This is a genomic window from Paracoccus sp. SMMA_5_TC, assembly GCF_009696685.2.
Taxonomy (GTDB): domain Bacteria; phylum Pseudomonadota; class Alphaproteobacteria; order Rhodobacterales; family Rhodobacteraceae; genus Paracoccus.
Map to the genome: position 1 here is coordinate 1,776,947 of NZ_CP102355.1, position 23,358 is coordinate 1,800,304.

Annotated in this window: 20 protein-coding genes, 3 tRNA genes and 1 pseudogene; 10 read left to right on the forward strand and 14 right to left on the reverse strand. The window is 64.5% G+C overall.

Annotated features, from left to right (window positions below):
- Position 1: 1 nt before the first annotated feature.
- From sufB to GB880_RS09190, 8 genes are all read left to right on the forward strand, one after another.
- Positions 2–1,528 carry a Fe-S cluster assembly protein SufB gene (sufB, locus tag GB880_RS09155; protein WP_154491915.1) on the forward strand — a complete coding sequence of 509 codons (1,527 nt, stop codon included), beginning with the start codon at positions 2–4 and terminating at the stop codon, positions 1,526–1,528.
- Positions 1,525–1,842 carry a heavy metal-binding domain-containing protein gene (locus GB880_RS09160; protein WP_154491912.1) on the forward strand — a complete coding sequence of 106 codons (318 nt, stop codon included), beginning with the start codon at positions 1,525–1,527 and terminating at the stop codon, positions 1,840–1,842. Before sufB ends, GB880_RS09160 begins: the two co-directional genes overlap by 4 nt.
- Positions 1,843–1,847: 5 nt before the next feature.
- A complete protein-coding gene (gene sufC, locus GB880_RS09165; RefSeq protein ID WP_154491909.1) occupies positions 1,848–2,603 on the forward strand; it encodes a Fe-S cluster assembly ATPase SufC in 756 nt (251 codons plus the stop codon).
- The gene (locus tag GB880_RS09170) at positions 2,603–3,928 is read left to right on the forward strand and encodes a SufB/SufD family protein (protein WP_154491906.1); all 1,326 of its coding nucleotides are present in this window, start codon (positions 2,603–2,605) and stop codon (positions 3,926–3,928) included. Before sufC ends, GB880_RS09170 begins: the two co-directional genes overlap by 1 nt.
- A gap of 3 nt (positions 3,929–3,931) precedes the next feature.
- Positions 3,932–4,426: a hypothetical protein gene (locus GB880_RS09175; protein WP_154491903.1), complete on the forward strand. Its 495-nt coding sequence runs from the start codon at positions 3,932–3,934 to the stop codon at positions 4,424–4,426.
- 4 nt (positions 4,427–4,430) lie between these two features.
- Positions 4,431–5,018: a YIP1 family protein gene (locus GB880_RS09180; protein ID WP_154491900.1), complete on the forward strand. Its 588-nt coding sequence runs from the start codon at positions 4,431–4,433 to the stop codon at positions 5,016–5,018.
- A complete protein-coding gene (locus tag GB880_RS09185; protein WP_154491897.1) occupies positions 5,015–6,226 on the forward strand; it encodes a cysteine desulfurase in 1,212 nt (403 codons plus the stop codon). Before GB880_RS09180 ends, GB880_RS09185 begins: the two co-directional genes overlap by 4 nt.
- A gap of 134 nt (positions 6,227–6,360) precedes the next feature.
- Positions 6,361–6,437 (forward strand) — tRNA-Arg (locus GB880_RS09190).
- Positions 6,438–7,205: 768 nt separating this feature from the next.
- Here the strand turns inward: GB880_RS09190 and GB880_RS09195 are convergent.
- From GB880_RS09195 to GB880_RS09250, 12 genes and pseudogenes are all read right to left on the reverse strand, one after another.
- Positions 7,206–7,281, reverse strand: a tRNA-Phe gene (locus GB880_RS09195).
- A 73-nt stretch (positions 7,282–7,354) separates the two neighbouring features.
- Positions 7,355–7,504: a DNA gyrase inhibitor YacG gene (locus tag GB880_RS09200; RefSeq protein ID WP_154491894.1), complete on the reverse strand. Its 150-nt coding sequence runs from the start codon at positions 7,502–7,504 to the stop codon at positions 7,355–7,357.
- The gene (locus GB880_RS09205) at positions 7,501–8,559 is read right to left on the reverse strand and encodes a ribonuclease E/G (RefSeq protein ID WP_154491891.1); all 1,059 of its coding nucleotides are present in this window, start codon (positions 8,557–8,559) and stop codon (positions 7,501–7,503) included. The genes GB880_RS09200 and GB880_RS09205 overlap by 4 nt, the downstream gene beginning before the upstream one ends.
- Entirely contained in the window at positions 8,556–9,092 is a 537-nt protein-coding gene (locus GB880_RS09210; protein ID WP_327077741.1) for a Maf family protein, read from the reverse strand. The genes GB880_RS09205 and GB880_RS09210 overlap by 4 nt, the downstream gene beginning before the upstream one ends.
- A 68-nt stretch (positions 9,093–9,160) precedes the next feature.
- Complete coding sequence (gene infA, locus GB880_RS09215) at positions 9,161–9,379, reverse strand: translation initiation factor IF-1 (protein ID WP_022707441.1); 219 nt, start codon at positions 9,377–9,379, stop codon at positions 9,161–9,163.
- Positions 9,380–9,538: 159 nt separating this feature from the next.
- Positions 9,539–10,648: a FliM/FliN family flagellar motor C-terminal domain-containing protein gene (locus GB880_RS09220; protein WP_154491888.1), complete on the reverse strand. Its 1,110-nt coding sequence runs from the start codon at positions 10,646–10,648 to the stop codon at positions 9,539–9,541.
- A 58-nt stretch (positions 10,649–10,706) separates the two neighbouring features.
- A pseudogene (locus tag GB880_RS09225) lies at positions 10,707–13,376 on the reverse strand (ATP-binding protein).
- Positions 13,366–13,623 (reverse strand): hypothetical protein, encoded by a 258-nt coding sequence (locus tag GB880_RS09230; protein WP_154491882.1) that lies wholly within the window; start codon positions 13,621–13,623, stop codon positions 13,366–13,368. Before GB880_RS09230 ends, GB880_RS09225 begins: the two are co-directional and overlap by 11 nt.
- The gene (locus GB880_RS09235; RefSeq protein ID WP_263467082.1) at positions 13,620–13,982 is read right to left on the reverse strand and encodes a response regulator transcription factor; all 363 of its coding nucleotides are present in this window, start codon (positions 13,980–13,982) and stop codon (positions 13,620–13,622) included. The genes GB880_RS09230 and GB880_RS09235 overlap by 4 nt, the downstream gene beginning before the upstream one ends.
- Positions 13,983–14,036: 54 nt before the next feature.
- Entirely contained in the window at positions 14,037–15,335 is a 1,299-nt protein-coding gene (locus GB880_RS09240) for a short-chain fatty acyl-CoA regulator family protein (RefSeq protein ID WP_154491879.1), read from the reverse strand.
- Between the two features lie 138 nt (positions 15,336–15,473).
- A complete protein-coding gene (locus GB880_RS09245) occupies positions 15,474–18,599 on the reverse strand; it encodes an efflux RND transporter permease subunit (protein WP_154491876.1) in 3,126 nt (1,041 codons plus the stop codon).
- A 32-nt stretch (positions 18,600–18,631) separates the two neighbouring features.
- The gene (locus GB880_RS09250) at positions 18,632–19,888 is read right to left on the reverse strand and encodes an efflux RND transporter periplasmic adaptor subunit (RefSeq protein ID WP_263467083.1); all 1,257 of its coding nucleotides are present in this window, start codon (positions 19,886–19,888) and stop codon (positions 18,632–18,634) included.
- A 166-nt stretch (positions 19,889–20,054) separates the two neighbouring features.
- On the opposite strand from GB880_RS09250, the gene GB880_RS09255 reads away from it, so the two are divergent.
- Positions 20,055–20,128, forward strand: a tRNA-Gly gene (locus tag GB880_RS09255).
- A gap of 43 nt (positions 20,129–20,171) precedes the next feature.
- Here the strand turns inward: GB880_RS09255 and GB880_RS09260 are convergent.
- The gene (locus GB880_RS09260) at positions 20,172–20,594 is read right to left on the reverse strand and encodes a DUF1489 family protein (RefSeq protein ID WP_154491163.1); all 423 of its coding nucleotides are present in this window, start codon (positions 20,592–20,594) and stop codon (positions 20,172–20,174) included.
- A 124-nt stretch (positions 20,595–20,718) separates the two neighbouring features.
- Here GB880_RS09260 and GB880_RS09265 point away from each other — a divergent pair, with 124 nt between their 5' ends.
- Positions 20,719–21,933: a multidrug effflux MFS transporter gene (locus GB880_RS09265; protein WP_229774289.1), complete on the forward strand. Its 1,215-nt coding sequence runs from the start codon at positions 20,719–20,721 to the stop codon at positions 21,931–21,933.
- A 39-nt stretch (positions 21,934–21,972) separates the two neighbouring features.
- Here GB880_RS09265 and GB880_RS09270 read toward each other — a convergent pair whose 3' ends face one another.
- Positions 21,973–23,358: a Glu/Leu/Phe/Val family dehydrogenase gene (locus GB880_RS09270; protein ID WP_154491316.1), complete on the reverse strand. Its 1,386-nt coding sequence runs from the start codon at positions 23,356–23,358 to the stop codon at positions 21,973–21,975.

A 23,358-nucleotide genomic window follows, 5' to 3' on the forward strand; every position in this document is an offset into this window, starting at 1 on the left:
GATGGCTGAACAGATCAGCGAAGCAATCGAGGTCCGCGAAGGCGTCGACCGCGAAACCGTCGAAACCGTCCAGAACATGGGGGCCTACAAATACGGCTGGGATACCGACATCGAAATGGAATACGCCCCCAAGGGCGTGAACGAGGATATTGTTCGTCTGATCTCGGCCAAGAACGATGAGCCCGAATGGATGACGGAATGGCGGCTGCAGGCCTTTCGCCGCTGGCAGACGATGTCCGAACCGAAATGGGCAATGCTCCATTATCCGGAAATCGACTATCAGCAGCAATATTACTATGCCCGCCCTAAAAGCATGCAGGTCAAGCCAAAGTCGCTGGACCAGGTCGATCCCAAGCTGCTGGCCACCTATGAAAAGCTGGGAATCCCGCTGAAGGAACAGATGATCCTGGCGGGGGTCGAGGGGGCCGAGGGCAGCCCCGCCGAAGGTCGCAAGGTCGCGGTGGATGCGGTTTTCGACAGCGTGTCGGTCGGCACAACCTTCAAGGATGAGCTGGCCAAGGCCGGCGTCATCTTCTGTTCGATCAGCGAGGCGATCCGCGAACATCCCGAGCTTGTGCGCAAGTATCTGGGCTCGGTCGTGCCGCAATCGGACAATTTCTTCGCCACGCTGAACAGCGCGGTGTTCTCGGATGGATCATTCGTCTATGTGCCGCCGGGCGTGCGCTGCCCGATGGAACTGTCTACCTATTTCCGCATCAATGCCGAGAATACCGGCCAGTTCGAGCGCACGCTGATTATCGCCGACAAGGGATCCTACGTCAGCTATCTGGAAGGCTGCACCGCGCCCAAGCGGGACACCGCCCAGCTGCACGCGGCCGTTGTCGAGATCGTGGTCCTGGAAGATGCCGAGGTGAAATATTCCACGGTTCAGAACTGGTTTCCCGGTGACGAAGAGGGCAAGGGCGGCATCTACAACTTCGTCACCAAGCGCGCCGATTGCCGAGAAGCGCGCGCCAAGGTGATGTGGACGCAGGTCGAAACCGGGTCGGCGATCACCTGGAAATATCCGTCCTGCATCCTGCGTGGCGAGGCGTCGCAGGGCGAATTCTATTCGATCGCCATTGCCAACAATCATCAGCAGGCAGATACCGGCACCAAGATGATCCATCTTGGCAAGAATACCCGCTCACGCATTGTTTCCAAAGGTATTTCTGCCGGGCGCGCGCAGAATACCTATCGCGGCCTGGTGTCGATGCACCCACGTGCGACCAACAGCCGCAACTATACGCAATGCGACAGCCTGCTGATCGGCGACAAATGCGGCGCCCATACCGTGCCGTATATCGAAGTCAAGAATACGTCCTCGCGGGTCGAACACGAAGCGACGACCTCCAAGGTGGACGAGGACCAGCTGTTCTATTGCCGCGCGCGGGGCATGGACGAGGAAGAGGCCGTTGCCTTGGTAGTCAATGGCTTCTGCCGCGAGGTCTTGCAGGCGTTGCCGATGGAATTCGCGCTCGAGGCGCAGTCGCTGGTCGCCATCTCGCTTGAGGGGTCGGTCGGATGATCGTCACCACCACACCGGGGATCGAGGGGCGCAGGATCAGCGCCTATCATGACGTCGTGACCGGCGAAACCATCATTGGCGCCAACATCTTTCGCGACATCTTTGCCGGGATTCGCGATATTGTGGGCGGCCGCTCCGGCGCCTATGAATCGGCGCTGGCATCGGCGCGCGAGACCGCCCTGGCCGAGATGCAGGACCGCGCGCGCGCCCTGGGCGGCAATGCGGTGGTCGGTGTCGATCTTGACTATGAAGTCATCAACAACATGCTCATGGTGTCCGCTTCGGGCACTGCCGTGACCGTCGAACAGGAATGAAAACCATGCTGGAAATCAAGAATTTGCATGTCAAACTTGAGGATGAGGACAAGCAGATCCTCAAGGGCGTGGATCTGGTGGTCCCGGCGGGTGAGGTGCACGCCATCATGGGACCGAACGGTTCGGGCAAATCCACCCTGTCCTATGTGCTTGCCGGTCGCGACGGCTATGAGGTAACGGACGGCGCCGCCAGCCTGAACGGCGAAAGCCTGCTAGACATGGAACCCGAAGAACGCGCCGCCGCCGGCCTGTTCCTGGCCTTCCAGTATCCGGTCGAGATCCCGGGCGTCGGCAACATGACCTTTCTTCGCACGGCGGTGAACGCCCAGCGCAAGGCCCGCGGCGAAGAGGAACTGAGCGCCGGCGACTTTCTGAAGATCGTCCGCGAAAAGGCCCGGACGCTGAAGATCGACGCCGAGATGCTGAAGCGTTCGGTCAATGTCGGCTTTTCGGGCGGCGAGAAGAAGCGCAACGAGATCCTGCAGATGGCGCTGCTGGAGCCGCGGATGTGCATTCTCGACGAAACCGATTCCGGGCTGGATGTCGATGCCATGCGTCTGGTGGCCGATGGGGTGAATGCTCTGCGTTCGCCGGATCGCGCCTTTCTGGTCATCACCCATTACCAGCGCCTGCTGGATCATATCCGGCCCGATGTCGTGCACATCATGGCGAATGGCCGCATCGTCAAGACGGGCGGGCCCGACCTGGCGCTGGAGGTCGAACAGAACGGCTATGGCGATCTGCTGGCGGAGGTCGATTGATGTCGGATACCGCAGTTCTGGCCGTGCAGGCCCCGGCGGTCGAAGGCAAGGCCCGTCCTGGTGCGGCGGCGCTGGCCGCGCGGCTGGCGACGCTTGATCTGCCCGCCCCCGGCTTTGGGTCCGCCCGGGCCGAGGCTGCCCAGCGTCTGGATGTCATGGGCCTGCCCGGAGCGCGCGACGAATACTGGCGCTATACCGATCCGGCACCGTTCAACGCAGCCCGCCCGGCCGCGACCAATGTGCCGGCGCGTGAAGCCAACCTGTTTGCCGATGTGGACCGCTTGCGCCTGGTGTTTGTCGATGGCGTCTTCGATCCGCAGGCTTCGGATGCGCTGGAGGGCGAGGGGCTTGAAATCGCGATGCTGTCCGACGCCCACGCGCCCGACTGGGCCGAGGCGCTGTATGGTCGGCTCGAAGCGGCAGGCCAGGTGCCGGTGAAGCGTCCCTTCGCGGCGCTGAATACGCTGGCTGCCCGTCACGGTGCGCTGATCCGCGTTACCGGCAAACCGTCGCGTCCGGTGCATCTGTTCCATTGCCGTTCCGAAGGCGGGGCGGATGTGATGCTGCATCATCTGGTGCGCCTGGAACCCGGGGCCGAGCTGACCTTGCTGGAAACCGGTGGTATCGGCGCGCGCTCGAATACGGTGATCGAGGTCGATCTGGCCGATGGCGCGCGGTTTCATCACATCGCCAGCAAACGCGCCGACGACCCCAAGCTGGGCATCGGCCATATCTTTGCCCGGCTGGGGCGGCAGGCGCTGTTCAAGTCCTTTGCGCTGTCGGTCAATGGCCTGATGATGCGCAACGAGGCGGTGATCTCGATCGAAGGCAACGATTCTGTTGCCCATATCGCGGCGGCCGTGCTGGGCGACGGCGAGGAAGGCCCCTTCCACCACGATGACACGGTGTTCATCACCCATGCCGCCGAGCGTTGCGAAAGCCGGCAGGTGTTCAAGAAAGTTTTGAAAAACGGCGCCCAGGGCGTGTTCCAGGGCAAGATTCTGGTCAAGCCTGGCGCGCAAAAGACCGACGGCTATCAGATCAGTCAGGGCCTGCTGCTGGATGAAGGCAGCCAGTTCCTGGCCAAACCGGAACTGGAAATCTATGCGGATGACGTGAAATGTTCGCATGGTTCGACCACCGGTGCGCTGGACGAAACCGCGCTGTTCTACCTGCGCTCGCGCGGGGTGCCCAGGGCGCAGGCCGTGGTGTTGCTGGTGCTGTCCTTCCTGGCCGATGCGCTGGACGAGATCGAGGATGAGTCGCTGCGCGATCAGATCCTGGGCCGTCTGGACGAATGGCTGCTCAGCCGGGCGACCGCCTGAAAGATGTCTCGGTCGGGCATCCTGCCGCGCATCCTGCAAAGCTGGTGGTCGCCTGGACAGGTGGTCGTCTCGTTGCGCGGGGTGCCGGATCGCGGGCTGGTGGTGGTGCTGATGGCGGCCATGCTGATCTTTCTGATCGCGCAGGCGCCCGTGCATCAGCGCGCCGCGTATCTGGATCCCTCGGTGCCGTTTCAGGCGCGGATGGGCGGGGCGCTGCTGGCGGTGATGTTCATCATGCCGCTGCTGGCCTATGCGCTGGCAGCGCTGGTCTCGGTCCTGTCAAGGCTGACGCCATGGCCGGTCGCGCCGCGCGATTCCAGGCTGGCGCTGTTCTGGGCATTGCTGGCGGTGGCGCCGGCGATGCTGCTGTCGGGGCTGACGGCGGGGCTGATCGGTCCGGGACCGGCGCTAAGCCTGACGCAGGCCGCGGCCGGCATCGGTTTTCTGGTAATCTGGGCGGCGGGGCTGCGCGCCACCGCGCAGCCGCAAAGACGGTGACGACATGACCTTGCGTGAGTTGGCCGATCTGGTGGTCCTGACCTTTCGCGACCCGGCGGCGGCGCTGGCGGTTCTGCGACGGCTGGACCTGCCCATGTCGGCGCGCTGGATGGCGCTGTTGCTGGCGGTGACCTTGTCGGCGCTGCTGGGGCGGCTGTCGCTGGCGCTGTTCCCGATCGAAAGCGACAATCCGCTGTCGCAGCTTTTGTCCAATCCGATGTCGATGGCCGGCTTGCAGTTGATCATCATCGCCTTGGCGGCGCTGGTGGTGACACAGATGGGGCGCGCATTTGGTGGCCATGGCACCTTTGCCGATGCGCTTCTGGTGGTCGCCTGGATCGAGCTGGTGCTTCTGGGCGTGCAGGCCATGCAGCTGGTGGTGACGCTGCTGTTTCCCACCGGCGGGGCCATGTTGTCGGCGCTGTCCTTTGGCCTGTTCATCTATCTGGCCGTGACCATGACCAAGGCGCTGCACGGGTTCAAAAGCACGTTCCTGGTGGCACTTGGCTTTGTCGCCGGCGCGTTTCTGCTGGGTTTCCTGCTGTCGCTGCTGGCGGCGGCTCTAGGCATATTTCCCGAGGTGGCAGCATGAGCTTTGACGTCGATTCCGTCCGGGCGGATTTCCCGATCCTGGGCACGCAGGTCAACGGCCGGCCGCTGGTCTATCTGGACAGCGGCGCCAGCGCGCAGAAGCCGCAGGTGGTGATCGATGCCGTGACCCGCGCCTATCAGGCCGAATATGCCAATGTTCATCGCGGCCTGCATTACCTGTCGAACCTGGCGACCGAAAATTACGAACGTGTGCGCGGCATTATCGCCCGCTTTCTGAATGCCCCGCGCGAGGATGAGGTGATCTTTACCTCGGGTGCGACCGAGGGCATCAACCTGGTTTCCTATGCCTGGGCGGCGCCGCGATTTCAGCCGGGCGACGAGATCGTGCTGTCGGTGCTTGAGCACCACGCCAATATCGTGCCCTGGCATTTCCTGCGCGAACGCCAGGGGGTGGTGCTGAAATGGGTCGAACCAGAGGCCGACGGTTCCCTGCCGCCGGAAAAGGTGCTGGCGGCGGTGGGGCCACGCACCCGGCTGATCGCCGTTACCCATATGTCGAATGTGACCGGCACCATCGTCGACATTGCCGCCATTGCCCGTGGCACCGATGTGCCGGTGCTGGCCGATGGCAGTCAGGCGGCGGTGCATCTGCCCGTCGATGTCGCCGCACTGGGGGTCGATTTCTATGCGATCACCGGGCACAAGCTTTATGGGCCCTCGGGTTCGGGCGCAATCTGGATCCGTGCCGAACGCCAGGCCGAGATGCGGCCATTCCTGGGCGGCGGCGACATGATCCGCACCGTCACCCGCGAGGCTGTCGATTACGCCGATCCGCCGCTGCGATTCGAGGCGGGAACCCCCGGCATTGTCAATCAGATCGGGCTGGGCGCGGCGCTGGAATATCTGATGGGCCTCGGGATGGACAAGATCGCGGCCCATGAACGCGACCTGCGCGATTACGCGCGCGAGCGGCTGCGCAAGCTGAACTGGCTGTCGATCCAGGGCGATGCCCCCGACAAGGGCGCGATCTTTTCGATGACCATGCAGGGTGCGCATGCGCACGATCTGTCCACGATCCTCGACAAGCGGGGAATCGCCGTGCGGGCGGGCACCCATTGCGCCATGCCGCTGATGGAATTCTATGGCGTCACTGCCAGCGCCCGCGCCAGCTTTGCCATGTATAACACCCGCGCCGATGTCGACGCTCTGGTGGACGGGCTGATCTTTTGTCGCGAGCTTTTTGCCTGATGCCCATTGCAGCGCCGGGCATTTGCCGTTAATCAGCAAGAGCGCCGCAACCGCGGCCTTGCTGCTTCGGGCTTTCCGGCGGTGAGCGCGGTGAGGTGCAGGGAAATACCGACTTGCGCAAGACGCAGGACAACGGTCGCATAGCTCAGCTGGATAGAGTACTACCCTCCGAAGGTAGGGGTCACAGGTTCGAATCCTGTTGCGACCGCCATTTCCCCGCGCATTCATGTGCTGCCTTTGTTTTCCACTGAATCATCAGTATGATAAAGGCAGGTTGCAGAAATCTCTGCTGACGCCGCCTTGCCATGATCTGGTAATCCTGCCGTTCTGGGATCGCCGTGCTCGCAGAACATCGTCTGACATAGCCAACCGCTCGGGCCGCGGATCGTTTCAGGTTCGGCCCCAGGGAAATCCTGCGCTGTCAGGTGCGTTTGCTTGCAGATATTCGGGGCCCGACGGTGCATCCACAAGCGATCCGATGCGGTGTATGCACGGCACAGGATACGAGCGCAGGGCGCTTAGCGCCCGCACCATGCGGCGCTCTGGGATCCAGGAGCCCGGACGGCGGCCATGGTATTCACGCGAGAAAACTTCCAGAGGTCAGTATCAGGGATACACCCCGCCGGGCCTGGCGTTTTCGGCCCGGCGATCAGGTTAAGCCGAAAGATCCAAGCCGGCTGTTCCGCGATCCTTCGTCTGCGCGGCCCCTGTCACGCCTGCGGACGGCTGCATCCCGAGCCTCTGGTGCCGGCCTGGTCCGGTTTTCCATGAAACAGCCTTCGAGGTCACAGAATCTTTACGCGAACTATGACTGAAACCTTGCATGTCGGGCATCCTTGGAGCCAGGCGCGGCCCGTGCCGGGCGCGCACAAAATTTCAAGATGCTGCAAGGAATGGGATCACATTCTGCACGCGTCGCGACAGGAAGATTGGGCCTTTGCGGCACCAGAAGCAACTAAGCTGAATGAGGAAATGGAAATGGTGCCCGGAGGCGGATTCGAACCACCGACACGCGGATTTTCAGTCCGCTGCTCTACCAACTGAGCTATCCGGGCACCGGAGCCTTGCTTCGGTAGGCGGGTTATTAGGCCAGCCCGCCACCGGTGTCCAGAGCGAAAAGTGAAAACTTCACTCGGTTTTATCGTCCGTATTCACGGGTTCAGCAGGGATGCGGTAATCCCCTCGCAGCCAATGGGCCAAATCGATATCGGCGCAACGACGAGAGCAAAACGGGCGATAGCGTGCCACGGCGGGTTTGCCGCAGATGGGGCAGGTCAAGGCCGTGTCTCCTGCGCCAGGCGGGCCAGAGGCACCCGGTCGCGCTTGCGGTTGATTTCAAAAAGGCCCATGGCGGTCCAGCCGATCAACACCGTTTCTGCCGCCTCGCTGCGAAAGGCTGCGCGCAAGGTCTGCTCGACGGTGCCACGGTCACGCTTGGGCATCGGTGCGAAATCGACCACGATCTGTCCGCCCAGACCGCGCAGGCGCAATTGACGTGGCAGATCGCGGGCCATGGCAATATTGGCCTTCAGCCCGGCTGCAGGGCTGTGGTCGCTGCCGGTATTCACATCGATTGCAACCAGCGCCCGCAGTGATTCGATTTCTGCCCATGCACCGTGGCCCAGATCCACGCGCGGCGACAACAGCGTGCGAACGGCATCGGCTGCGCCCGTTTGCTCGAAGGCGTCGGCGCTATCGGTTACAAGATCGGGTGCAGGGTCTGTCCAGTCCTGCCATGCGGCTTCGGATGGCATGGGGGCATCCAGCAGCAGTTCAGGCTGACCATCGGCATCGCGCAGAACGGCGGTGGCGACTTGCAGCAGTGCTTCCAGCTCGTCGCCAATTTCGCAATCGTCTGTCTGGGCGGCCATGCTGCGAAAGACGATGCCGATATCTGCTTCCCTGCCGTTCAATGCCGCCTGGCCGAGCGCGGACAGCTGGTTTCGCCGATCGGGATCCTTCAGACGACGCGAGATGTTGACCCCCGGTGCGCCGGGCGTGACGATGACGTGGCGCCCCCGGAAATGCAGTCGTGCCGACACCGGTATGGCCTTGCCGGGTTCGGCGCAACCGCTCACCTGCACCAGCAGCGACTGCCCCTCGCGCAGACCCGAACGGTCGCGCAGAAAGCCGCGTGCGCCATCGGGCAGGCGCAAAAACACGCCGCCCTGGCCCTTTACGAGCCGATCGACGCGGCTGCGACAGATGGCGCCCGGAACAAGAGGTGTAGCCCCCGCCGGATCAATCCGCAGATCCTCAAGGCGACCATCCACCATCAGGGCTGCGGCTTCGCGGCCGAAGATTTCCCCAAGCACGACCTGACGACCTTTCATGGCGCGCACTCCCCTATTCCGATGGCCGCCAAAAGCGTCGATACTTCGGCGAGCGGCAAGCCGACCACGGCGCTGTAAGAACCCTGTATCCACAAAACAAACGCGCCGGCGCGGCCCTGGATCGCATAAGCCCCCGCCTTGTCCTGCCATTCGCCGCTGTCCAGATACGCCTGGATCTGGGCCTTGTCCAAAGGACGGAAGCGGATCGTGGTCTGAACCAGTCTTTCGCGTAACCGGCCATCGTGCATCAAGGCAATCCCTGTCATCACCCGATGACGTCGCCCCGACAGCAGATGCAGGTATTCACGCGCCTGATCCCTGTCGGCGGGCTTGCCCAGGATCCGGCGTCCGACCACAACCGCCGTATCGGCGCAAAGGATGGCGCCCGCCACCTGCTTCGACAGTGCCTGGGACTTTTCTCGCGCCATGCGCCGCACGTAATCTCGCGGACCTTCGCCCGCGGCGGGCAGTTCGTCGATATCCGCGGGCATGACGCGATCAGGACGCACCCCGATCTGGGCCAGCAATTCCAACCGGCGTGGGCTGGCAGAGCCCAGAATCAGCTGTGGGCGCCGGGGCGCGCAATCATCGCGGGTGCCGCTCACTTGAAGCGATAGTTGATCCGGCCCTTGGTCAGATCGTAGGTGTTCATTTCCACCTGAACGCGGTCGCCGGCCAGAACGCGGATGCGGTTCTTGCGCATCTTGCCTGCCATATGTGCGATGATCTCATGGCCGTTTTCTAGCTCGACCCGGAATGTCGCATTGGGCAGGAGTTCCTTCACGACGCCGGGAAATTCGAGCATTTCTTCCTTGGCCATGTCTTCTCCTGAAAGGGTGGTCCCGCATCTGGGCGGGCGCAAGCTACATGCGTCCGCTCGTGCAGATTTTCAAGCATAATTTCGCCACCAGGGCACTGTCAGGGCGATCAAGGGCGCTTTCTGCGGCGATTCCGGCACGATTCCTGGCCAGTTTTGAATTCAGGTGCCGTGTGCGTGCAGGGTGTTATCGGATGTCTCTGCCTGTCGGCGGAACGGGTCGGCCTGCGCCAGGTCGTCGAGAGGTGGCTCGGTCAGCGGGGCAGGCGGCTTTTGGTCCTGCGTCTGGCGATCACGAACGCCCTGGGGGTGACGCAGGCGGAGGGCGTGATAGCCCTCGGCCTCTCCCAGCCGGCCCACGGCCAGCAATTGTCCATGCATTGTTTCGACGCGCGCATTTTCCAGGGTATTTAGCGGCAGGGGCAGCAGCGAACCCGGACCCAGGCCGCGCAGCGCACCCAGGCTGATGCGCCGTCGGCACAGGATGCCGCGCAGTCTGACCGGTGCGCCTTGGACCGCCTCGACCATGGCGCGGCTGCTGTCGCCAGTGTCCGGCGAAAGGGGCGCGGGCGCCGCAATGGCGGTGGTCTCGGTCCTGGCGGGAATCGTTCCGGCGCCCGAACTGGGCAGGGCGACCACTACATGACCTGCGCGCTGCGCCCCATGGCCCATTCGGAAATGCAATGACAGGTGCAACATCTGAGCGTCCTCCAGCATCAACATCAGCGGGCGCGGATCGTCCAGATAGGTTGCATAGCGATATGTTTCGGGGGCGTCTGTCAGCTCAAGTCCCAATACCTGCTCACGCGCAAGTTCCGACAGCAGCAGATCGACGAATTCAGAGCAGATGACCGCATCCGTGCGGGTGGGGCGCCGAGGAGAGGCCGGCTTGGCGGCGATCCTGCCCAATGCCTGCATTTCGATCAGTGATGCCAGGGTTTGTGAACACAGGGCCACCACACCCAGACTGTCGCTTGCGCCGCTGACCACGCAAAACAGCGCACGTTCGGGCAAAAGTTCGGACAGTTCGGACGTGGTTATGACCGATCGGTCCACCCGTTCCAGCGTCAGCGGCAGCCGCGAATGGCGCTCTGCTGCGCGCCCCAGGGCTATCCCGGCCGCGCGCTGTGGGTCAGGGATTGCGCGCCCGATCTTTCCGCAGATTGAAGGAGCGCTGGAAGCCGCGATCATGCGCAGCAGCACTGATGCACCTTGCGCGCGGCTGCCGCCACCGCCGTCATTCTGCAGCCCGTTGCCGTTTGCAGTTGTCATCGCCCAACCGAATCACCCAATTCCTGGCCCATGATTGCATCGCGTCATTGCCAAAGACTTAATCGCCGGCGGCCTTGTCCGAGGCCAAGCTCTCGGCCACTGGCCTTGGAGGGCGTGGTGGCAACATGATGCGAAAGCATGCGCCGCCCTGACCCGGCAGATAGGTGATATCGCCGCCAAGGAAAGCCATGATTTCCTTGCAGATGGCCAGCCCCAGACCGGCACCCCCCGCGTGCGACGGGTCGTTCAGCCGTGCGAATTTCTCGAAGATCAGGGCGCGGTTTTCCGGTGCGATGCCGCTGCCGTTGTCGGCGATGTCGATTTCCGTCTGTCCCATGGCATTGCGCCGTGTTTCGATCCGCAGCACGGGCTGGGCGGCATCGCAGTATTTCCGTGCATTGGCGATGACGTTGATAAGAACCTGCAGCAATCGATCTGTATCGGTGATCACCATCAGATGTTCGGAAACCGGATTGCGTTCGATCACGAAATCGCGGGCAGGGGCAGTGGCACCGGCAGCAGTCAGCGCCCGTTCGATCAGATCGTGCAGGTTGCAAAGCTGGGGGTTCAGGCGCGCGCGCCCCGCCTCAAGCACCGAGATATCCAGCAGATCGTCCAACAAGCGCGTCATGCGACCCGCCTCGTCCTGGATGATGCTGGCGAAACGGGCGCGTTCGTCCTCTGGCAGGTCCGGCTCCATCAGGATTTCGGAAAATGCCCGGATCGAGGTCATGGGCGTGCGCAGTTCGTGGCTTATCTGACCCAGAAAGGCGTCCTTCTGCGCCGAAAGCGCGGTCAGCTTTTCGTTGCTTTCGCGCAGCATGGCGGCAGTGCGGGCCAGTTCCGCCGAGGTTGCCTCGAGCCGGCGATTATCCTCGCGCGCACGGCTGGCTTCGCGCGCCACCTCCATCAGGTCGGCGACGGTAACGCCGCCACGACCGCCCACCCGTGTCAGCAAGGCCGCTGCGGTGGCGGCGCCGACCGTCCCGGCAAGGCGACGCTCGAAATCGGCCAGGAAACGTGGGGTCAGATCGGGCAGATAGCCGCTTTTGCCCTGTTTGCTCGCTTCGTGTCGAAAGAGCTCCAGCGCCGGTTCATTGCCCCAGATGCGCCCGGCCAGTGTCAGCAACGCCTCGGCCCGGGGGGCGGGGGCGGGCTCGCCCCCGGCCGCACCGGGCGCGATCGCGTGCACGAACGAAAGACCTTGCAAACGCTCGATCGGATCGGGGAAGTCCAGAAGCGACACCCCGATCAGCAACAGTGTATTGACTGTCAGGGCCAACAGCACCGATCCGGCGAATGCATCGATCTGTGCCGGCCAAGCAGGCGCGGCGATCAGACCCAATGATGGCAGGAATACCGTCCCAAGCCAGATCAGGGCGCCCCCCAGGATGCCCGTCATGGCACCCCGCCGCGTGGCGCCGCGCCAGATCATGCCCGCGATCATTGCCGGCAGCACCTGAGCCATGCCGGAAAAGGCAACCGTGCCCATTGCTGCCAGGGCCGTGGTGCCGCCCGAAAGCCGGTGGTAAGACCATCCTGCCACCAGGACCACCGCGATGGCCACCCGGCGTGCATTCAGCATGACCGCGCCCAGATCGTCACGCGCGCGCGGCGGTCCCGACAGGGCGGCATCGCGCAGCCGCAGCCAAAGGGGCATGAGCCAGTGGTTGGCCATCATGGTGGACAGTGCGATGGCGCTGACCACCACCATCGACATGGCCGAAGAGAACCCGCCGATGAACACCAGCGCCGCCAGTCCGACGCGGCCTTGCGACAGCGGCAGGTCAAGGACGAACAGGTCGGGATTCGAGCCCTTGGGCAGAACCTCCATCCCCACAACGGCGATCGGCAGCACCAGGAACGACATGGCCGCCAGATAGGCTGGAAAGGCCCAGCCCGCCTAGCGCAGGCGATCCTCGTCGCTGGCCTCGACCACCAGGACATGGAACATGCGCGGCAGCACCACCACGGCGGCCCCCGACAACAGCACCAGCGTGACCCAGCGCTCGGGCTGGATCAGCCAGCCCTCGCCAGCGGGTAACAGCGCCATGCGGTCGATGCGCGCCAGCACATCCGCGGGCCCTTCGGCGATGCCCCAAAGAACGAACACCCCCACGGCGACAAAAGCCGCCAGCTTCACCACGGCCTCGACGGCGATGGCCATGACGACCCCGTGGTGACGTTCATCGGCGGCCAGATTACGGGTGCCGAACAGGATCGCAAAGGCGGCAAGCACGCCCGCGACCCAGGCCGAGACGTCATGCGGCAATTCATGGCCGTCGCTGGCAAATGCCGACAAAGCCATCGAGACGGACTGAAGCTGCAGGGCGATATAGGGCGTCGCCGCCATGAAACCGATCAGCGTGACCAGCCCTGCAAGGCCCGGCGACTTTCCAAACCGGCTCGAGATCAGGTCGGCGATGGAGGTGATGCGGTGCATCCGCGCCACCCGGACCAGCCGTCGCAACCCCCACCAGGCGCCGGCAAAGACAATTCCCGGCCCCAGGTATATCGTCAGAAACTCGAGCCCAGAGCGTGTTGCATAGCCAACGGCGCCATAAAAGGTCCAGGCCGAGCAATAGACCGAAAGGGACAAGGTATAGACAAGCGGGCTGTCCATCCATTGCCAGCGCCCGCGCGCGGCGGCCCGGTCTGCCGCATGGGCCAGCAGGAACATCAGCCCAACATACAGAATTGCCGCGCCGCCAAGGGCCTCAGGCGTCATCCTCATCCTCCGTGGGCGAGGTTCCTGCCAAGGCGCGATGCAGCAGGGCCGTCGCCACTATGGTGATGGTCCATGCGATTGCCAGCCAGATGGCGCCGCGGGCATAGCTGAAATGCTGCGGAAACCAGATCGGAGGCACCAGTGCCGACATGGCGAACAGAATCGGCACGATGCGCGTCGCATCTGCCACGCGCCGACGGCGGTAGGCGCTGCGTCCCAGAAACAGGCGACGCACCCTCTCTTTCATGTCGGAGCCAACAGTTCGCGCACCGCCTGGCGCAGTTCGTCATTGGCAAAGGGTTTGGTCAGCGTTCGATCCGCACCCGTTGGCAGGTTGGCCAGGCCGCGTGCGCTCAGCAGCAGCACGGGCAGGCTTGCCAGATGCTTGTCCGCGCGCAGATCCGCCAGGATTTCCCCGCCGCTGCGGCCCGGCAGCATCACATCCAGAATGACCAGGCGGGGCTGCAACAGGCGGATCCGTTCCATGGCGCCGCGACCCTCGGGCCATTCCGAGCAGCGCCACCCCTCGCGCGACAGAATGAAGCCCACCGCCTGGGCGATGCTGGGTTCATCCTCGATCAGCAGCACGTCAACGGCAGTGGTCACGGCTTCCCCATTGGTTTTCGAGATCATGCGCGGCGAAGGGCGAGCTGTCAAAGCTCAGTCCGGGGCAAGGATCGATGGTTCGTGCCGTGCGGGGCAACCTCGGCGTGGGCAGATGCGGCAGGACGGCCCGACCGGCCATGCCGCGCGCGGATCGTTTTCGGGTGCCGGCAAGAGCAGCATCTGCGCCCGCACCAGCGTCGGTCCATCGATGCCCAGAGGCAACTGCCGCTCAGCCACTGCCCAGGATTGAAACCGCAGACCGCCCACCGTTTCGATCAGACGTGCCACGGGCAGATGCGGTTGCGCCAATGCCTCGAACAAGGGCCAGAGAGCGCAGCCCTCGCCGGGTCGCGGCAGTTCGAAGCCAGGGGGCGGATGGCGATAGATTGAAGCGCCGGTTCCGTTGCAGACGATCAACCCCGCCCGCGCCCATGGCTGCGGTCGCAGCATCCCCAAGCGACGCAGCACGACCGGCAGGGGTCTGTCCAGGCGCAAGGCCAGGCTGGCGGGGTCGGTATCCTCTACCCCCTCGGCCAGAACCGCCTCCAATACGCTATCGGGCAGGATGCTGCGGTCGGATTCCTGAATGCGCAAAACCTCATCTGCAAGGGTGCGCGCCGCATCCGAAACCAGTTCGCCCGCCTGCTGGATCGCGGGCTGGCCAGCAGCAACCCAGGCCTCGAGTTCATCCTGGGGGGTCATAGGGGCAGCTTCATTCTCGAAACTGTCCAGATAGGCGACCAGGGATTGCGCGGTGCGAGACAGGCGCTGGCTGTCGCTGTCGATATTGGCGTGAAATCGCGCCCGCCATTCGGGTTCGATTTCGGGCGTCTCGGCCAATATCGAGGCCGTCGAGCGCAGCGCGGTCACGGCCGATTGCACCTCGTGCAGGGTCGTCAACAGATAGGGGTCGCGGGTCATGCGATCCGACAGCACGATCAGTCGCTGTTCCAGCGCCTCGGCCCGCTGGGCTGTGGCGGCCAGGGTGGCGGCCCAGCCAGGATAGCGCGCGGCAAACTCGCTGATCTGGTCCAGTTCGGCGCCGGGGGGCGCGACAGTGCCCGGATCGGCATTCGGGTGAGCGGCCGCGCGGCGCAGGGCTGCGATCAACGCCTCTTCCCGGTCCGAGACCAGGTCGTCGGCCTGGATTTCCAGCGCCGCGGCCAGTCGGTGCAGCAGCGCCGGACCGACCGGGCGGCGGTTGTGTTCGATCAGGTTCAGATAGGCGGCCGAGATTTCGGCGCGCTGTGCGATCTCGGCCTGGCGGCGGCCCAGGGACAGCCGCCGTTCACGGATGCGGCTGCCGATCAGCGGACGCGGTGAGGCTGCACGCGGCGCGGCGGCGCGGGTCATCGCAAGCCGTTCTGTCAGGCTGTCCGCGGGGACTCTGTCCGGCAGCTGCGCATGTTCTCCCTCCATCTTCCGCGCATCTTCGCGGCCTCCCCCCGCAAGATTAGGCCGGGCCTCGAGGCGCGGCAAGCATCCGTCGCGTCAACCGCGAGCCGGGCTTGCCTGCGCCTTGTCCGTCCTGCCCAGCGCACGGCGCACCAATACGAAGAACAGTGGCACGAACAGCACGCCCAGGACAGTGGCAGAGATCGTTCCGCCCAGCACCGTGGCCCCGATGGTGTTGCGGCCGTTTGCGCCTGCACCGGTGGAAAGCACCAGCGGCAGCACGCCCAGCGAGAATGCGACCGAAGTCATGACGATGGGACGGAAGCGCTGGCGCGCGGCCTCGACCACGGCCTGGAACAGGGGCTTGCCATGCTGTTCGACCTGTTCGCGGGCAAATTCGACGATCAGGATGGCGTTCTTGCCGGTCAGGCCGATCACCGTCAGCAGCCCGACCTGGAAGAACACCCCGTTGTCGTAGCCGCCCAGCCAGGCGCCGACCAATGCGCCAAGCACCCCGATCGGCATGGCCAGCATCACCGCGAATGGAATCGACCAGCTTTCATAAAGCGCCGCCAGGCACAGGAAGATCACCGCCAGTGACAATCCGTAAAGCAGCAGCGTCTGGTTGCCGGCCTGCTGTTCCTCCAGCGACAGACCGGTCCATGCCACGGCAAATCCGGGCGGCAGCTGCGCGGCCAGCTCCTCGATCGCGGCCATGCCCTGGCCCGAGGACACACCCGGCGCCGGGCTGCCCTGGATCTGCATGGCGGGAACGCCGTTATAGCGGTCGAGACCCTGCGGGCCATAGGTCCAGTAGCCTTCGGCAAAGTTGGAAAACGGCACCAGCCCGCCCATGCTGTTGCGCACGCGCCACTTGTCGATGTCGGTGGGCACCGCGCGGCTGTCCGATTCGCCCTGGACATAGACGCGCTTGATCCGGCCGCGGTCGATGAAGTCGTTCACATAGCGTCCGGCCCAGGCTACCGACAGCAGACTGCCGACATCGGTGGCAGAAACTCCCATCGCGCCGGCCTTGCGCCAGTCGATGTTCAGCCGGAACTGCGCGGCGTCCTCCAACCCGTTCGGACGGGCCGAGGCGATGCGGCCATCCTGTCCCGTCATGCCCAGCAACTGGTTGCGCGCATCCAGCAACTGTTCATGCGTCTGTCCGCCGCGCGCCTGCAGGTAGAAATCGAAGCCCGAGACATTGCCCAGTTCGATCACCGAAGGCGGCACGATGGGAAAGGCCATGGCATCGCGTATCCCCATCAGCGCGGGAAACGCCCGTCCGGCGATGGCCTGAACGGACTGCGCGGGCGATGGGCGCTGGTCCCAGTCCTTCAGGCGCAGAAACGCCAACCCCATGTTCTGCCCGGCACCGGCGAAGCTGAAGCCCGAGACGCCGAAGAAGCTTTCGACATTGTCGGATTCGTTCTGCGCGAAATAGGTCTGGATCTGGTCGATCACGGCGTCGGTGCGTTCGATGGTCGCGCCAGTCGGACCCTGGACCAGCACGAACATGATGCCCTGATCCTCGTCGGGCAGGAACCCGGTCGGCGTGCGCAGGAACAGCATCACCATGGCCGCGCCGATGCACAGATAGATCAGCATCATGCGCAGCGGCCGCCGGATCAGCCAGTTCACCGCCTTGCCATAACCGCCCATGGTGCGGTCGAAGCCGCGGTTGAACAGCCCGAACAGGCCGCGGGTCTTGTGGCCGTGTTCATTGCGCAGCAGCGTGGCGCACAGCGCCGGCGTCAGCGTCAGCGCCACCAGCACCGACAAACCCATGGCAGAGGCGATGGTGATGGCGAACTGCTTGTAGATCACCCCGGTCGAGCCGCCAAAGAAGGCCATCGGCACGAACACCGCCGACAGCACCAGCGCGATGCCGATCAGCGCGCCGGTGATCTGGTCCATGCTCTTGCGCGTCGCCTCGCGCGGCTCAAGGTTCTCCTCTTCCATGATACGCTCGACATTCTCGACGACGACGATGGCGTCGTCGACCAGCAGGCCGATGGCCAGCACCATGGCCAGCATGGTCAGGGTGTTGATGGTAAACCCCAGCGCCGCCAGCACCCCGAACGTCCCCAGCAGCACCACCGGAACCGCCAGCGTCGGGATCAGCGTCGCCCGCCAGTTCTGCAGGAACAGCAGCATGACGAAGAACACCAGCACGATGGCTTCGATCAGCGTCTTGACCACCTCTTCGATCGAGATCAGCACGAAGGGCGTGGTGTCAAAGGGGATGACGTATTCCATGCCCTCGGGGAAGAAGCGGGCGAATTCCTCCATCCGCGCCTTGACCCGTTCGGCCGTGTCCAGTGCGTTCGCGCCTGATGCCAGGCTGATCGCCAGCCCCGATGCCGGTTGCCCGTTGTAGCGGGCATTGGTCATGTAATCCTCGGCGCCGATCTCGACCCGCGCCACGTCCTTGAGCAGGATCAGCCCGCCGTCCTGTTCGGCGCGCAGCACGATCTGCTCGAAATCCTCGGGCGTGGACAGCAGCGATTGCGCGGTGATGGTGGCGTTCAGCATCTGCCCCTTGGGCGCGGGCTGGCTGCCGAAGGAACCCGCCGAAATCTGCGCGTTCTCGGCCGAGACGGCGGCGACCACGTCGCCGGGCGTCAGCTCGTAGGCGGCCAGTTTCGACGGGTCCAGCCAGATGCGCATCGCATATTGCGCGCCGAACACCTGCACCGAACCCACGCCCTCGACCCGGCTGAGGTCGTTGACGATGTTCGAGATCAGGTAATCCGACAGGTCAACCTGTTCATATTGCCCGTTGCTGGACGTCAGGCCGATCACCATCAGAAAGCCCGAGGCCGATTTCTCGACCGTCAGCCCCTGGCGCTGGACGGGTTCGGGCAGCAGGGCGGTGGCCTGCGACAGCTTGTTCTGCACCTGCACCTGGGCGATGTCGGGATCGGTGCCGGTCTCGAAGGTCAGGGTGGTCGTCGACATCCCCGCCGAAGTCGAGCTGGAGGAGAAATAGCGCAGGCCGTCCAGCCCGGTCATCTGCTGTTCGATGACCTGCGTCACCGTATTGGCGACAGTTTCGGCCGAGGCGCCCGGATAGATCGCCCGCACCGTGACCGAAGGCGGCGCAATCTGCGGATATTGCGCAACCGGCAGCGTCAGGATCGACAGTAGCCCCAATCCCATGATGAGGATCGAGATCACCCAGGCAAAGACCGGACGGTCGATGAAAAAGCGCGCCATGTTGCGTTCCTGTCCTGTGACTTGACGGCAGGTTAGTTGGCTGCCGGTTCGGCCGGCGCTGCGGCCTTGTCCTTCGTGTCGCTTTCGCCATCAGGCTGATCGGGCGCGGCCCGGCCAGCGGCCTGATCGTCGGGCTGCTGGCGGTCCCCTGCTGCGGCGGGCTGGCGTTCCTCGGGCGCGACGGTCATGCCGGGGCCGATCTTTTGCAGCCCTTCGACCACCAGGCGGTCGCCGTCCTTCAGCCCGGCGCTGACGATCCAGTCGTTGCCCAAATCCTGCAGGATGGTCAGCTGCCGCGCCTCGACCTGATTCTGTTCATTGACGACCAGCGCGGTCGGCTGGCCGCGGCGGTCGCGCGTCACGCCCTCTTGCGGGGCCAAGACGACATCGCGCGCGGTTGCCTGCTGCACCACTGCCTGCACATACATTCCCGGCAGCAGCACGCGGTCCGGGTTGGGGATCGAGAGGCGCAGCGTGACCACGCCGGTGGTTTCGTTCACAAAGGGCTCGGCCGCGGTCAACAGGCCGGTCTGGTCGAACTCGCTGCCATCGGCCAGACGCAGCGTCACCCGGCGGCTGGGCAGCGCGTCCCCCGATTCTTCGGCCATCTCGCGCCGCAGGCGGATGATTTCGGCCGCCGACTGCGTGACATCCACATAGACCGGATCCAGCTTGCGGATCACCGCCAGCGGGGCGGGCTGGCTTGCGGTCACCAATGCCCCCTGGCTGGTCTGCGCCAGGCCGATTTCGCCGTCCAGTTCCGCGCGGATGGTGGTGCGTTCCAGTTCGATGCGCGCGGTCTGCAATTGCGCCTCGGCCACCTTCAGCGCGGCCTCGGCGGCGTCGCGCGCGGCAATGGCGTTGTCGGTGCTGCTTTCGCTGGCCACGCGGCGGTCGCGCAACGCGCCCACGCGCTCGGCCTCGCGGCGGGCATTCTCGGCCTGGGCGCGGGCCTGGGCCACGCCGGCCTCGGCCTGCGCAACGGCAGCCTCATAGGTGGTGGCGTCGATGCGGAACAGCGGATCGCCGACCTTGACGCGGCTGCCTTCGCGGAACAGGCGTTCGGTGACGATGCCGTTGACCTGCGGGCGCACCTCGGCCTCGGCCGAGGCGGCGACGCGGCCGGGCAGGGTGGTGGTCAGCACCACGTCCTGACTATGCAACGTTACCACCGTCACCGCAGGCGGCGGCATCTGCGCGGGATCCTGCGCCAGGGCCGACCGAACACCCGGGCCCAGGGCAAGCGGCAGCATCAGGAAAATCGCCATCTGGCGCGAAAGCGCGGACATCGTCTTGCTCCGGGCAGTTTGCTGACTTGCTGCATAACGAACAGGTTACTGCGGCGGATTCAATCCCCAATTGCCCGCGGCATGGCGCAAGGTCGCGCCGCGCGGCCCACCGGGCGCAAAATGCCCTTGCAGCAAACGGCGCCAGCCGCTAATCAAACGCCAGCGCGCGGGTGTAGCTCAATGGTAGAGCCGCAGCTTCCCAAGCTGAAGACGAGGGTTCGATTCCCTTCACCCGCTCCATTCCCTTGGCAGTTGCAGAAACACCGGAACGGTTACTGCGAGCTCAGCGCAGGCCCATTTCCGCCAGGGCGCGCGCGATTTCGGGCGGCAAAGGCGTTTCCTCCTCGCGTCCGGCGGGCAGGTCGGGCGGCGCATCGGTCGTGGTCAGATAGCGCCAGCCCTGGAACGGCCGGCGCGGCACCGCGGCCACGCGCACCATTTCCGGCGCCAGGATCAGTGCGCAGCGGCGGATGCCGTCGGCGCCCTCGACCTCTTCAAGGCCGATCAGGCGCTGACGCGCCTGCATCATGCCCTTGAACACCCAGTAGATCGACCCACCCGCCAGCAGTTCGGCCTCGCGCTTGGGCCACATTCTTGTGATGTGTCGTGCGGGACCGCCGCGAAAATGCTGCGCCTGCCAGCGCTGCAATTCCGCCGGATCATCGCAGCCGACGCAGAGTTTCATCAGGTTGAGGGTCGCGGTCATGGGCCAGATATAGCCAGCGCGCAGGCAGGTTCAACGCCCCCGGTGGTGGCAACCGATCGCGCCGCCCGGTCTTGCGATACCCGACCCGCGGGGGTAGTCCGGGGCATCACTGTGGAAAATCGTCATGTTCAATCCAGCCATGCGGCAGTCGGGCGGTCAGCCCCTGCCCGAATTCATCGCGATGCAGGCGCTGATTTTTGCCGTCATCGCCTTTTCCATCGACTCGATGTTGCCCGCGCTGCCCGAGATCGCTGCGGCCTTGACCCCGGACAACGTCAACCGCGCGCAACTGGTGCTGACAGCCTTTGTGGCCGGGTTGGGGGCGGGGTTGCTGTTTTCCGGCCCGCTGTCGGACGCCTTGGGCCGCAAGCCCGTGATCACGGCCGGCTTCGTCTTGTATGCTGCTGCTGCGGTGGCGGCCATGTTCGCCGAAAGCCTGGAAAGCCTGCTGCTGGCGCGCTTTGTGCAGGGGTTGGGTGCCGCCGCGCCGCGCATCGTCGCCCTGGCCATGGTGCGCGATCTTTATCAGGGCCGCGAAATGGCGCGGATCACCAGTTTCGTGATGATGATCTTTATCCTGGTGCCGGCGGTCGCGCCGTCGCTGGGCGCGGTCATCATCCATCTGGTCGGCTGGCGTGGCGTGTTCGGCAGCTTTGTGCTGATGGCGCTGATCGGGAGCCTGTGGTTGAACCTGCGCCGTCCCGAAACCCTGCCGCCGCCGGCGCGCCGACCGCTGAAGCTGAAGACGCTGCTGGGATCGGCCCGCGAGGTGCTGGGGGATCGCCAGGTGCAGCTGGTCACGCTGGTCATCACTTTGGGCTTTGGTCAGATGTTTGCGTTGCTGAGTTCTGCCCAGCAGCTGTTCGTGGATACCTATGACAAGGGGGATCAGTTCCCGCTGTGGTTCGCGGGGATGGCGCTGCTGTCCGGCACGGGGACGGTGCTGAACGCGCGTTACGTGGTGCGGCTGGGGATGCGGCGGATCGTCACCTGGGCCTATCTGATGCAGGTGGTGGTGTCGGGCGTCATGAGCGTGCTGGTCTTTGCCGATCTGCTGCCTGCGGCGCTGCGCTTTCCGCTGTTCTTCGCCTGGGCGGTAAGCGTGTTCTTCATGGCGGGTGTCACCTTCGGCAACCTGAATGCCATGGCGCTGCAACGCATGGGCCATATTGCCGGCATGGCGGCATCGGTGGTCGGGGCAGTTTCCACCCTCGGCGCAGTGGTCATTGCGGCGCCGGTCGGCCAGCTTTACGACGGCACCGCGCGACCGATCATCCTGGCAACCCTGGTCTGCTCGGCGCTGGCCTTGTGGATCATGCGCAGCGTGAATGAGGCATGAGGATGGCGGGCCCGGTACCTTGCCGGGCCCCGACCATTCCTAGAGCCCCTTCGAGCGATAGGTGCTGGCCACCCTTTCGATGGCGACGATATAGGCCGCCACGCGCAGATCGGTTACGTCGTTTCGGCTGTGCCACAACTCGCGCATCGATTGATAGGCGATGCGCATGGTGTCATCGAGCCCCGAACGCACCAGCGCCAGTTCGTCCGAGCCGGTCAGGAACTTTTCCTTGAAGTTCGGCTTCAACTCCCAGCCCAGGCCGCGGTCGGCCGACAGACGTTCCAGTTCGGCCACCAGCAGCCGCGACCGCGCTTCTTCTGCGCGACGCTGCATCCGGCCGAAACGAATGTGCGACAGGTTCTTGACCCATTCGAAATAACTTACCGTGACGCCGCCGGCGTTGGCATACATGTCGGGAATGATCAGCACCCCCTTGTTGCGCAGGATTTCATCTGCGCCGAAGGTGACCGGGCCGTTTGCGGCCTCGATAATCAGTTTTGTCTTGATCCTGGGGGCGTTTTCGCGATGGATCACCCCCTCCATTGCGGCCGGTATCAGGATATCGCAAGGATGTTCCAGGACACTGGCGCCGTTCTCGACAAACTTGGCGTTGGGAAAACCCTTTACGCCGCCATGCTGGCCGATCCAGGACCGCAGCGCCTCGATGTCCAGGCCCTTGTCGTCGATGACGGCGCCGTCGCGCTCGATCACCGCGATGATGCGCACGCCATCCTCTTCCGACAGGAACTTGGCGGCGTGATAGCCCACATTGCCCAGACCCTGCACCACGGCGGTCTTGCCCTCTAGCGTGCCATCCAGCCCGGCCAGGGTCACGTCCTCCTTGTGGCGGAAGAATTCGTGCAGCGCGTATTGCACGCCGCGCCCGGTGGCCTCGACCCGGCCGCGGATCCCGCCCGAGTTCAGCGGCTTGCCGGTGACGCAGGCCTTCGCGTTGATGTCGGTGGTGTTCATCCGCGCATATTGATCGACGATCCAGGCCATCTCGCGCTCGCCCGTGCCCATGTCGGGGGCGGGCACGTTCTGCGCGGGGTTGATCAGGTCGCGCTTGATCAGCTCATAGGCAAATCGGCGGGTGATCTGTTCCAGCTCGTGTTCTTCCCACTGCCGGGGATCGATGCACAGACCGCCCTTCGAGCCGCCAAACGGGGTTTCGACCAGTGCGCATTTATAGGTCATCAGCGCCGCCAGCGCCTCGACCTCGTCCTGGTTGACCGACAGCGCATAGCGGATGCCGCCCTTGACTGGCTCCATATGTTCGGAGTGGACCGAGCGATAGCCGGTAAAGGTCTCGATCTTGCCGCGCAGCCGCACACCGAAGCGGACGGTATAGGTCGAGTTGCAGACGCGGATCTTTTCGGCCAGACCCGGCGACAGATCCATCAACGCTGCCGCGCGCTGAAACAT

What these genes read in the sequence shown, in the direction of transcription:
- GB880_RS09220 (WP_154491888.1), bottom strand. Translation starts at nt 10,648, where the DNA reads ATGACAACTGCAAACGGCAACGGGCTGCAGAATGACGGCGGTGGCGGC.
- GB880_RS09175 (WP_154491903.1), top strand. Translation starts at nt 3,932, where the DNA reads ATGTCTCGGTCGGGCATCCTGCCGCGCATCCTGCAAAGCTGGTGGTCG.
- GB880_RS09240 (WP_154491879.1), bottom strand. Translation starts at nt 15,335, where the DNA reads ATGACCCGCGCCGCCGCGCCGCGTGCAGCCTCACCGCGTCCGCTGATC.
- GB880_RS09205 (WP_154491891.1), bottom strand. Translation starts at nt 8,559, where the DNA reads ATGAAAGGTCGTCAGGTCGTGCTTGGGGAAATCTTCGGCCGCGAAGCC.
- sufC (WP_154491909.1), top strand. Translation starts at nt 1,848, where the DNA reads ATGCTGGAAATCAAGAATTTGCATGTCAAACTTGAGGATGAGGACAAG.
- GB880_RS09170 (WP_154491906.1), top strand. Translation starts at nt 2,603, where the DNA reads ATGTCGGATACCGCAGTTCTGGCCGTGCAGGCCCCGGCGGTCGAAGGC.
- GB880_RS09260 (WP_154491163.1), bottom strand. Translation starts at nt 20,594, where the DNA reads ATGACCGCGACCCTCAACCTGATGAAACTCTGCGTCGGCTGCGATGAT.
- sufB (WP_154491915.1), top strand. Translation starts at nt 2, where the DNA reads ATGGCTGAACAGATCAGCGAAGCAATCGAGGTCCGCGAAGGCGTCGAC.
- infA (WP_022707441.1), bottom strand. Translation starts at nt 9,379, where the DNA reads ATGGCCAAGGAAGAAATGCTCGAATTTCCCGGCGTCGTGAAGGAACTC.
- GB880_RS09160 (WP_154491912.1), top strand. Translation starts at nt 1,525, where the DNA reads ATGATCGTCACCACCACACCGGGGATCGAGGGGCGCAGGATCAGCGCC.
- GB880_RS09245 (WP_154491876.1), bottom strand. Translation starts at nt 18,599, where the DNA reads ATGGCGCGCTTTTTCATCGACCGTCCGGTCTTTGCCTGGGTGATCTCG.
- GB880_RS09180 (WP_154491900.1), top strand. Translation starts at nt 4,431, where the DNA reads ATGACCTTGCGTGAGTTGGCCGATCTGGTGGTCCTGACCTTTCGCGAC.
- GB880_RS09270 (WP_154491316.1), bottom strand. Translation starts at nt 23,358, where the DNA reads ATGTTTCAGCGCGCGGCAGCGTTGATGGATCTGTCGCCGGGTCTGGCC.
- GB880_RS09265 (WP_229774289.1), top strand. Translation starts at nt 20,719, where the DNA reads ATGTTCAATCCAGCCATGCGGCAGTCGGGCGGTCAGCCCCTGCCCGAA.
- GB880_RS09230 (WP_154491882.1), bottom strand. Translation starts at nt 13,623, where the DNA reads ATGAAAGAGAGGGTGCGTCGCCTGTTTCTGGGACGCAGCGCCTACCGC.
- GB880_RS09185 (WP_154491897.1), top strand. Translation starts at nt 5,015, where the DNA reads ATGAGCTTTGACGTCGATTCCGTCCGGGCGGATTTCCCGATCCTGGGC.
- GB880_RS09250 (WP_263467083.1), bottom strand. Translation starts at nt 19,888, where the DNA reads ATGTCCGCGCTTTCGCGCCAGATGGCGATTTTCCTGATGCTGCCGCTT.